Source organism: Collimonas pratensis, from assembly GCF_001584185.1.
Taxonomy (GTDB): Bacteria; Pseudomonadota; Gammaproteobacteria; order Burkholderiales; family Burkholderiaceae_D; genus Collimonas; species Collimonas pratensis.
This window is the reverse complement of record NZ_CP013234.1, coordinates 5719950-5730025: the sequence shown is the minus strand read 5'-3', so window position 1 is coordinate 5730025 and position 10076 is coordinate 5719950. Positions and strand designations below refer to the sequence as shown.

The following is a 10076-nucleotide window of genomic DNA, read 5'->3' as shown; positions in this document are numbered from 1 at the left end:
GAATCGTTCTAAGTAAGACTAAGTGAGAGTGTGCGGGATGAGGTTCTTTACGCCCTGGGCTGATGTTTTAATTGCACGCTGATTCAGTGTTACCCCTCAGTACTAATATAAGTAGCCGGATTGGATAACTGCGCAATGCTTAACTGGCGGGCGTGCCACACATAAGCCGCTATTCTACCCTTGCCGGCGCAAGTTATCCACAGGCACGGGCAATTATTGCTGGCCCCGGGCTGAAAAAGACCTTGTGGAAAAGAGCCCTAAGTGATTGACAAACAAGCAGAAAATGCGGTTTAATTCAAGGTTCACTGTCCGCTGAATTGCTCGTTTGCGCGTTGACTGTCGCCTGATCCTGCTCCGATTACCTGGCTTTACGCTGGTTCTTCATCGGGCAACCGGCTTCATCAAGTTAGCGAAAGGGTAAAAACCCAGCGCTCTGAGTGTGAAGATCCGATTTATTTTTGCTGATTAGCGAGACCAACATGAAACGTACTTACCAACCTTCCGTCGTGCGCCGTAAGCGTACTCACGGCTTCCGCGCCCGTATGGCAACCCGCGGTGGCCGCGCTGTGCTCAATGCACGTCGCGCTAAAGGCCGCAAACGTCTGGCAGCTTAATCAAGCCGGACGCTAAAGCGTTGCTTGCGTGACTGATACTGACCGTTGTTCCGCCGAGAACTGCGCTCAAGACTTTTCACGCGACCGGCGCATCGTTAAAACGGATGAGTTTTCATCCGTTTTTCGTTTGCGCCCTGTCTATAGAACAGCGCACTTCGTCTTGTACACCCGCCGCAACACGCTGCCGCATGCCCGTCTGGGCGTGGTGGCGGCGAAGCGGCTGGCGCCGCGCGCTGTGACGCGTAACACGGTCAAACGGGTTACGCGCGAGCTGTTTCGCCTGACACCATTGCCGCCCATCGACTGCATTGTGCGTTTATCCAAACCGGTAAACACCAAGGCAGGTCCGGCTACCACTGCGCGCCTGAAGCGTGAATTGCTGAGCGAACTCAAGCAGCTGTTCGCCTCGCAACGCCTGGCGGCCGGCAAGCCGTAAATATACAGTTATGGCTTGGGGCTTGTATTGTTCCAGCCCGGCTACATATACGGCGGGCCGGAAGAAGAAGGGAAAAAAGCTGTCATGAAAATGCCTCTACTGTTCCTGTTGCGACTCTACAAACTGGGCATCAGCCCGTTTCTGGGACAGAATTGCCGTTTTTATCCCAGCTGCTCCGATTACGCAGCCGAAGCAATCCGTACGCATGGCGCCCTCAAGGGCAGCATGCTGGCCGGACGTCGCCTGTGCAAATGCCATCCCTGGCACGCCGGCGGACTCGATCCGGTGCCGCCGCATGCGTCATCAGCATCTCTATCCGCATCTCCATCTGCAATCAAACCCGCAACGCCTTCCCGGTCTTGCGGTTGCAGCCATTCCTGAATCATAGATAAATACTCTTATGGATATCAAACGTACCGTCCTGTGGGTTGTATTTTCGGTGTCGCTATTGTTCCTCTGGGACCAATGGCAGCGCCATAACGGCCAACCGTCGCTGTTCTTCCCTGGCACCGCCCAAACCGCACCCGCCGCTAGCGGCCCTGCCAATGCAGCTGCCGGCGCCAGCGCCAGTGCTGATGTGCCGCAAGCTTCGGCTAGCGCAGCCGGCGCAGGTACAGCAGCGCCGTCCGCCAGCGCCGTGCCTGCCACTGCGGCCGACGCCAAGGGCGAAATCATCACCATCACTACCGATGTGGTCAAGGCTGACATCGATACGGTTGGCGGTGAACTGAAGCGCCTGGAACTGTTGAAGCACAAGGATACGGTCGATCCGACCAAGAACCTGGTGCTGTTCGACTCCAGCGCAACCCGCACCTACCTGGCTGAAACCGGCCTGATCGGCGGTCCTTTCCCTAACCACAAGTCGCCGTTCACGGCCTTGCCTGGCGTCCGTACCCTGGACAACGGCAACCAAGTGCAACTGGTGCTGGAATCGACCGAAGGCGGCGTCAAGCTGACCAAGACCTTCACTTTCAAGCGCGGCGATTATTCGATCGACGTCAAGCACACTGTCACCAACGAAAGCGGCGCTCCGGTCTCGCCTTCGCTGTACCTGCAGCTGGTGCGCGACGGCAACGCGCCTGAAGGCGAACAGCGTTTCGTCCACACCTTTACCGGTGCATCGGTTTACACCGAAGGCAGCAAGTTCCAGAAATTCCCGTTCGACAAGATCGAAAGCGGCAAAGCAGAACACGCTACCAAGGCTGACGACGGCTGGTTTGCTCTGATCCAGCATTACTTTGTCTCGGCCTTCATTCCGCAAGACAAGGCGCCGCGCGAAATCTTCACCAAGAAGATCGCCACCAACCTGTATGCAGTCGGCAACATCCTGCCGCTGGGCACGATTGCTCCCGGCGCCAGCGTCACCATGGATGCACGCCTGTACTCCGGTCCGGAAATCCAGAGCGACCTGGAAGCGATTGCGCCTGGCCTGGAACTGGTCAAGGACTATGGCTGGCTGACCATCATCGCCAAGCCGATTTTCTGGCTGATGACGCAGATCCATAAAGTACTGGGCAACTGGGGCTTCACCATCATCGCCCTGACCGTGCTGATCAAGCTGGCGTTCTTCCCATTGTCGGCTGCGAGCTATCGCAGCATGGCCAAGATGAAGCTGGTGACGCCGAAGATGACCGCGATCCGCGAGCGCTTCAAGTCTGAGCCGCAAAAGATGAACCAGGCCATGATGGAGCTGTACAAGACCGAAAAAATCAACCCGCTCGGCGGCTGCCTGCCGATCGTGATCCAGATCCCGGTGTTCATCTCGCTGTACTGGGTGCTGCTGGCCAGTGTGGAAATCCGCAACGCGCCGTGGATCGGCTGGATCCACGACCTGGCTGCACCGGATCCGTTCTACATCTTGCCGGTGCTGATGGCTGTGTCGATGTTCATCCAGACCAAGCTGAACCCGACGCCGCCTGATCCGATGCAAGCCAAGGTGATGATGTTCATGCCGCTGATTTTCTCGGTCATGTTCTTCTTCTTCCCGTCGGGCCTGGTGCTGTACTGGGTCACCAACAACGTGCTGTCGATTGCGCAGCAATGGGTGATTACCCGCAAGATGGGTGCTGGTCCAACCAAGGCTTAATTTGATTTATATCGATTAATCTCGATTGTCGTAAAAAAGCCCGTGAATCAAGAATTCACGGGCTTTTTTGTTGGCTTCTGCTTGTCGCTGTTTCTATTATCCAACAACCCTCGTAGAATAATTCCATGTCTTTCGATTCCTCTCCCATCGCCGCCATCGCCACCGCACCAGGACGCGGCGGCATCGGCGTAGTCCGCATCTCCGGCAAGCATCTCGGTCCCGTCATTGAAGCCGTTTGCGGCGTTGCGGAAAGCAAGCTGATCCCGCGCCACGCTACCTACCTGCCGTTCAAGAACGCCGACGGCAGCGTCATCGACCAGGGCCTGGCGATCTATTTCAAGGCGCCGCATTCCTACACCGGCGAAGACGTGCTGGAACTGCAGGGCCATGGCGGCCCGGTGGTGCTGCAGATGCTGCTCAGCCGCTGCTTGGCGGCCGGCGCGGAACTCGGCTTGCGCATGGCGGAGCCGGGTGAATTCACGCAGCGCGCCTTCATCAACGACAAGCTCGACCTGGCGCAGGCGGAAGCGGTGGCCGACCTGATTGAAGCTTCCACCGAGGCGGCGGCGAAGTCGGCTTCGGAATCCTTGTCCGGCGCGTTTTCCAAAGTGATCCACGCGCTGGTCGGACAGGTCACCAATCTGCGCATGCTGGTGGAAGCGACTTTGGATTTCCCGGAAGAAGAAATCGATTTCCTGGAAAAATCCGATGCGCGCGGCCAGTTGGCGACCATCCGCGGCACGCTGGACAATGTCTTCAGCCAGGCGGCGCAAGGCGCTTTGCTGCGCGACGGCTTAAACATCGTGCTGGCGGGGCAGCCGAACGTCGGCAAATCATCTTTGCTCAACGTACTGGCCGGCGCCGACGTCGCCATCGTTACGCCGATCGCCGGCACCACCCGCGATAAAGTAACCGAAACGATCCAGCTGGAAGGCATCCCGCTCAACATCATCGACACCGCCGGCATCCGCGACGCCGAAGACGCCAACGACGAAGTCGAACGGATCGGCATTGAACGCACCTGGGCCGCGGTGGCCAAGGCCGACGTCATCCTGCACATGCTGGACGCCAACCATGGGCCGTCGCTGGCGGATGAAAAAATCGTCGCCCGTTTTCCGAGCAACGCACCGATCATCCGCATCTGGAACAAGATCGACCAGTCCGGCCACAAACCCGCGGTCGACCTGATGGGCGACGTCACCCATATTTACCTGTCGGCCACCGACTACCTCGGCATCGATCTGCTGCGCGCAGAACTGCTGCGCATAGCCGGCTGGCAGCAAACCGGCGAATCGCGCTACCTGGCGCGCGAGCGGCACCTGATTGCACTGAAGGCGGCGCGCGACCATCTGGAGATTGCCGACCAGCACGCCTCGCTGGACAATCACGTCAACGATCAATCGCTGGATTTGTTTGCGGAAGAGTTGCGGCTGGCGCAGGATCGGCTGAGCAGCATCACCGGGGCGTTTACGCCGGATGATTTGCTGGGAGTGATTTTCTCGCGGTTTTGTATCGGCAAATAAGTAGTGGCGCCCGCCCGATGCAAGGCGCTCGGCAATTGCTGGCAGCGTTGATGCGGATGCCCCGCTACTGGGGTGCGAACCTGATGCGCTCTAGTTTGCCGGGCGAGCAATATAAGGAACAATGATGTTGTTGTCTTGGGTGAGCAATCGCATGAGTTTTGGATGGATAAAGATTTTCTCTTTGCCAACTTCGATTTCTCGCAATACGCCGATCGTCACCAGGTCCTTCAAGTAGCGAGACGCAGCTTGGCGTTGCGCAATCTTTTTATCGACTAAATTCGCAATCCGGCAGTAAGGCTGTTCGAAAATAACATCAACCAATTCGCGCGTATAGATCTTGGGCAGTTGTTCTTTGACGTAATCGACAGTGACCTCTGCCAAATCGCGAATGGCAGAAATTTTTGCTGTCGTCCATTTTGATGTTTCCTCGACCGCTTGCAGCATATACATGATCCAGGGCTCCCAGGCACCCTCTCTCGTCACACCCAGCAACAGGCGATAGTAATCGGCCTTGTTCGCAGTGATGTATCGACTCAGGTACAAGATCGGCAGGCTGAGCAGCTCTTCATGAATGAGGAATAGAATGTTCAGTACCCGGCCAGTACGGCCATTACCGTCGGCGAAAGGGTGAATCGCTTCGAACTGGTAATGTCCTACAGCCATTCGTACCAGAGGATCAAGGTCGACCTCGCTGTGGAGAAATTTTTCCCAATTGCCCAGCAGGCTGCGTAGAGTAGCCTCGCCGACCGGCGGTGTATAAATCACTTCACCGCTCTGATCATTGGCCAGTTGAGTCCCGGGAAGGCGTCGAATATTCATGTCAGCGCCTTTCAAGATGCGACAGATTTCGATCGCCGTCGCAGTACAGAGCGGCCTTTCTTGTAGCGAATGGAAGCCTGTGCGAAGCGCGGTTCGATAGCGCAATGCTTCTTTCGTCGCGCCGTCTACGTGGACGTCACTTCCCTGGGCATGCTTAAAGATCAAGTCGGTGGTTGTGACAATACCCTCGATCGCTGAGCTATCTTTAGACTCAAGCAGCGGTATGATATTGACCAGCATAGTCTGATTAGGTATCAACTCTGCAGCTTGTTTGAGCTCTGCCAGCGCGACACGGGCGGCGAGACAACGCTTCAATACCGGCTTGGTTTCCAAGTCCATCGCCGGCGGCAACTGCGGAAGTTCGTTGTAAGGCTGATCGGCTCGCCAAGCAGGTATGGGAATAGTCATGTTCTTTTAAGAGGTTATGGCGACATATTTTGAGGATAGGTCGCCAGCAACGACATGTCAAAGATATGTGTCGCTAAAATCTAGTTATGACGACACGTTAGTTGATATTTAATCATTTTCTGGCCGAGATCGAAGCAATTACGCTAAACCACCAGTAAAAAAATTCATGCAAATTCTCCCCCGTCTGATCTGCATTCTAGCTGCCACGACCCTCCTGCTCGGAGGATGCAGCATGTTCGGTTGCGGTGCCGCAGCTACCAATGGCGCTTCAGCAGCTGCCTGTAGGACAGGGGCAAATTTCTAGCTGGAGTAAATTGCCAGGCAACTAACCGGCACCCAAGCTGTTTGCTCCAACGGATCAGCCTCTTTCGCAATTATCGGGAAAATTTCCTGCCGTAATTTGGCCACATCCAGCTCTTGAATTTTGCATATGGTTTATTCCTAGTGATCATCAACAATTAATGAGCGGGTACTCAGATCAACATCAAGGACATGCAATTCTATGACGGCTCTATCGAGAAGTATCAGATACAGCCGTAAGGAAGATCTTGAAATCTGATTAGGCGACCCAATATTCTTTAAGTCTCCTCCAACACTCCCTAAGTTTTGGATTCAGCCCGCCGCCGCAAGGCAGGCGGGTTTTTTTTAACGTATTTCAGCTATCGCCCCTATGCGCCACCAAGGAAAAATCACCAGCTGGAAGGATGGCAAGGGCTTTGGCTTTGTCGCCACCAATGGGAAAAGCGAAAAGGCCTTCATCCATATCAAGGCGTTTGCCGACCACAGCCGGCGGCCTGCCGAAGGGGATCTCATCAGCTATGAGCTGATCCTGGAGCAAAACGGGCGCTTTCGTGCGGATAAGGTCCGCTTTGCGGGAAGTGCGGCGAGCGCTCCAACGCCGGCCAAGTCTGCTTGGCTTCCGCTCATTTTCGCCGCTGTCTTTTGCTGCCTGCTGCTGCTCGCCGGTTTTTTGGGGAAGCTGCCGTTGGCGTTTGCCGGTCTCTATCTTGTGGCCAGTGTGGTCGCCTTTGTCGCCTATGCCATCGACAAATCGGCGGCGCAAAGCCGGCAATGGCGCATCAAGGAAAGCAATTTGCACATCCTGGCTTTGCTCGGCGGCTGGCCGGGGGCCTTGCTGGCGCAAAAGCTGCTGCGCCATAAAACCAGGAAGGAACAATTCCAGACGGTCTTTTGGCTGACTGTGCTGCTCAATTGTTGTGCACTGGGCTGGCTCTTTACCGACAGCGGATCGGCTCTCATCCGGCCGTTGGTGCATGCCTGACCTTGTGCGGGCCGGCCGCTGCGGGACGCCTGCTCAAGCGACGATGTTATATGCCTAGCTGACTGGCCAGGTCGCCGAAATCCGTGGCCACCAGGTCCCAGGCTTGCTCGGCAACCAAGTCGCTGGTCTGGCCTGGTCCATGTTCGTTAGGGCGGGCGACGAACGCTGTCTTCAGGCCGCACTTCCGTGCCGCCGCGAGATCGCCGTTGTGGGCCGCTACCAGGCAAACCTGCTCCGGCTGCAGAGCCAGAATCTCCGCCGTGCGCAGATAAGCCTGCGGCATAGGCTTATAGGCTTGCGTTACCTCGGCGCCGAGTATCGCATCCCAAGGCAGGCCGGCGCGTTTGGCCATGTCGATCATCAGGATCACATTGCCATTGGATAGCGGCGCAATGATGTAGCGCGCTTTCAGGCGCGTCAGCCCGGCCACGCTGTCGGGCCATGGATCGAGTCGATGCCATGCCAGGTTCAATTCATCGAGTTCGGCTGTCGGCACCTCGCGCGGGTCGATGCCAAATCCTGGCAACGTTGCCTCCAGGTTCTCCCGATGCAGTACGTCGAGCCGGGTAAAGGGCCGCCGGCCGCTACGGACCTCTTCCATTGAGGGCGCATACCGGTTGCGCCAGGCATCGGCAAAAGCCAGCGGATCGGCCTCGCCAACGCCATGCCTTGCCAGGAAAGGCGCCGCCTCTCGTGCAACGCCGCCGCGCCAATTCACTACTGTGCCGAACACATCGAAAACCAGGGCCTGTACATTGTCCAATTTCATGATGGTGAATGCCTATCCGTTGTTGATCGCGTGCGACGGTCATGGCTACCTGCCGTTTCAGTCTTGCCCCACCCAATCACGCCACAAGACTGTCAGCACGGTCATCAGCGCCGGGCCGATGAACAAACCCAGCAGGCCGAAGGTCTGGGCGCCGCCGAGGATGCCGAACAGGACCAGCAGGAAGGGCAGGCGGGTGGAGCTGCCGATCAGCAGCGGCCGTACGAAGTGTTCGGCGATCAGGACCACGACGAAGCCGAAGACGGCCACGCTGATGGCGGCTACAGTGGCGCCTTGCGCAAACAGCCAGAGCGCGGCGCCGCAAAAAATGATCGGCGCGCAGAACGGCAGCATGGCGGCGATCGCCGTCAGCAGGCCAAGCAAGGTGGCATGCGGCACGCCGGCGATGGCGTAGGCGATACCCAGCAACGCGCCTTCGCCTATCCCGACTACCACCAGCCCGGCGACAGTGCCGCGCACGGCTGCCGTCATCTGGTGCGCCAGCAGGGCGCCGTCGACGCCGAAGGCGCGACGGGTGGCTTTGACGAGATTGCCGCTCATCCTAGAACCGGCCTGGAACATCACGAAGAGCGTCATCAGCATGAAGCCGAACAGGATCAACCCATGCGCCGCCAGCGCGCCGAAATGGCGGCCGGCGGTGACGGCCGCTTCGACATGCAGTCCCTTGATAAAGGGTGAATCGTGCAAAGGCCGGGCCAGGTTTTCCTGCCACCAGGCGGTCACCTGCTGCGCGCTGAAGGGCAAGTGTTCGAGCAGGCCGGGCAGCGGCAAGCCATTCGCTTCAGCCTGCTTGAACCATTCGATGAAATCATGCGATTCGTGCGCCGCCTGAGTGATCACCAGCACAAAGGGCAGCACCACGAATAGGGCTACCGCCGTCGTCAGCAGCAAGGCCACGCCAATCGTCCGCTTGCGCGATGCGTGCGGCGTTTCCAGCCGCAGCAACAGCGGCCAGAGGGCGATGGCGATGACCCCGGCCCACACTACGGCAGGAATGAAATCGCGCATGACCCATAGCGCCAGCAAAACCAGCAGACTGTATAGCGCTATGGAGGCGGCGGTCTGGGCGTTCGGTGCTTTCTTGCCGACAGCTTCTGCTTCACCTGGTTTACGTTGGATCATGGGCTCTCTTTTCTGGTTTAGGCGCCGGGGCAGGTCAAGGGACGGTCGTTCAAGCCTTCCTTGTCGACGCTGAAGCTGATTTTGGCGCCGCCGCTATCGCGCACAATGCGCAGCAGGTAGATACTGTCGAAGTCGCTGTCTTCCCAGTGCGGCACGCTGGCGCGGTCGCCACCGTATTCCACCACGATCTGGCGCGCCAGCTTCTCGATGATCTTGTGCTCCCAGCCTACCACCAGCAGGCTGCGGCGGTATTGCGGCGCCAGCAGCGCGTTGCGCAGGTCGTCGGTCTTGGAAAAATCGATAGCCGCATTCACCGGCAGGCCGAAATAGATGGCGCTGGGCTCAACCGTGGCCAGCGGACGTACATAGTCGTAGCGGGTTCCGTGGTCTTTCTTTTGGGTGGCGGGATCGGGGGCGAAGATGACATCGGGCTTGCCGTATTTCGCCTCGAGTACGCGCGGCAAGGCCAGCGCGCGGTTGAGGCCCTGGCAATTCAGCTGCCCGAGGCCGGCTTCGGGCTTTTCGCCATGGCGCAGCAGGACGATGGTCTGGACGTCGGGAGTTGTGGCGGCCGTGCCGGCCTGCGCACTACAGAACAAGGAAACGCCAATCAGGAGCAAAGCTGCGCGTGATGCCAAGAGATTCATGAAAATCCAGGTAATGTGATGCACGTCAACTTGTGCGATCGGAAAATTATCCCGCATCTCAAAGAGGTAAAGTGGATTAATTTGCATTGCGGATCGATCACCGCGTCTCCGATGCCAGAGAGCTGCGTCAATGAATTCGCCAAAATAATGTTGCCGACACGCCTTGAATGTCAAACGCCTGTCATATTGTCTCGCTAAGATGGCTATACCTGTCTGTATCAGCTTACCGATATGTGAGTAGATTCATTCATAGCCTTGTCACTTTGCAGATAGCACTGGATGGCTAGAATCTCCTCACATATCGGTAATTTCAAAGCCTCGCCACGTGCGAGGCTTTTTACATTTGGGCCAG

General features: G+C 57.4%; 10 protein-coding genes. 6 read left to right on the top strand and 4 right to left on the bottom strand.

Going from position 1 to position 10076, the window contains the following annotated elements; translation table 11 throughout:
• The first annotated feature begins 479 nt into the window (after positions 1 to 479).
• The 5 genes from rpmH (at position 480) to mnmE (ending at position 4659) form a co-directional block, all read left to right on the top strand.
• Positions 480 to 614, top strand: a complete 135-nt coding sequence (rpmH, locus tag CPter91_RS26190; RefSeq protein WP_061535510.1) for a 50S ribosomal protein L34 — start codon at positions 480 to 482, stop codon at positions 612 to 614.
• 28 nt (positions 615 to 642) lie between these two features.
• Entirely contained in the window at positions 643 to 1050 is a 408-nt protein-coding gene (gene rnpA / locus CPter91_RS25460) for a ribonuclease P protein component (protein ID WP_082793270.1), read from the top strand.
• An 84-nt stretch (positions 1051 to 1134) separates the two neighbouring features.
• Positions 1135 to 1431 (top strand): membrane protein insertion efficiency factor YidD, encoded by a 297-nt coding sequence (gene yidD, locus CPter91_RS26185; protein WP_082793572.1) that lies wholly within the window; start codon positions 1135 to 1137, stop codon positions 1429 to 1431.
• Positions 1432 to 1450: 19 nt separating this feature from the next.
• Complete coding sequence (gene yidC / locus CPter91_RS25450) at positions 1451 to 3136, top strand: membrane protein insertase YidC (RefSeq protein WP_061945647.1); 1686 nt, start codon at positions 1451 to 1453, stop codon at positions 3134 to 3136.
• A gap of 125 nt (positions 3137 to 3261) precedes the next feature.
• Complete coding sequence (mnmE, locus tag CPter91_RS25445; protein WP_061945645.1) at positions 3262 to 4659, top strand: tRNA uridine-5-carboxymethylaminomethyl(34) synthesis GTPase MnmE; 1398 nt, start codon at positions 3262 to 3264, stop codon at positions 4657 to 4659.
• 90 nt (positions 4660 to 4749) lie between these two features.
• Here mnmE and fic read toward each other — a convergent pair whose 3' ends face one another.
• Positions 4750 to 5886, bottom strand: coding sequence for a protein adenylyltransferase Fic (fic, locus tag CPter91_RS25440; protein WP_061945643.1), 1137 nt, complete (start codon positions 5884 to 5886; stop codon positions 4750 to 4752).
• Between the two features lie 670 nt (positions 5887 to 6556).
• On the opposite strand from fic, the gene CPter91_RS25435 reads away from it, so the two are divergent.
• Entirely contained in the window at positions 6557 to 7168 is a 612-nt protein-coding gene (locus tag CPter91_RS25435; RefSeq protein WP_061945641.1) for a DUF1294 domain-containing protein, read from the top strand.
• Positions 7169 to 7214: 46 nt separating this feature from the next.
• On the opposite strand, the gene CPter91_RS25430 is transcribed toward CPter91_RS25435, so the two are convergent.
• From CPter91_RS25430 to CPter91_RS25420, 3 genes are read right to left on the bottom strand one after another with little or no spacing between them, the layout of a single operon-like run.
• Entirely contained in the window at positions 7215 to 7937 is a 723-nt protein-coding gene (locus CPter91_RS25430) for a haloacid dehalogenase type II (RefSeq protein WP_061945639.1), read from the bottom strand.
• A 57-nt stretch (positions 7938 to 7994) separates the two neighbouring features.
• Entirely contained in the window at positions 7995 to 9077 is a 1083-nt protein-coding gene (locus CPter91_RS25425) for an AI-2E family transporter (protein ID WP_061945637.1), read from the bottom strand.
• A 17-nt stretch (positions 9078 to 9094) separates the two neighbouring features.
• Positions 9095 to 9724: a histidine phosphatase family protein gene (locus CPter91_RS25420; RefSeq protein ID WP_061946657.1), complete on the bottom strand. Its 630-nt coding sequence runs from the start codon at positions 9722 to 9724 to the stop codon at positions 9095 to 9097.
• Between the last annotated feature and the right edge of the window lie 352 nt (positions 9725 to 10076).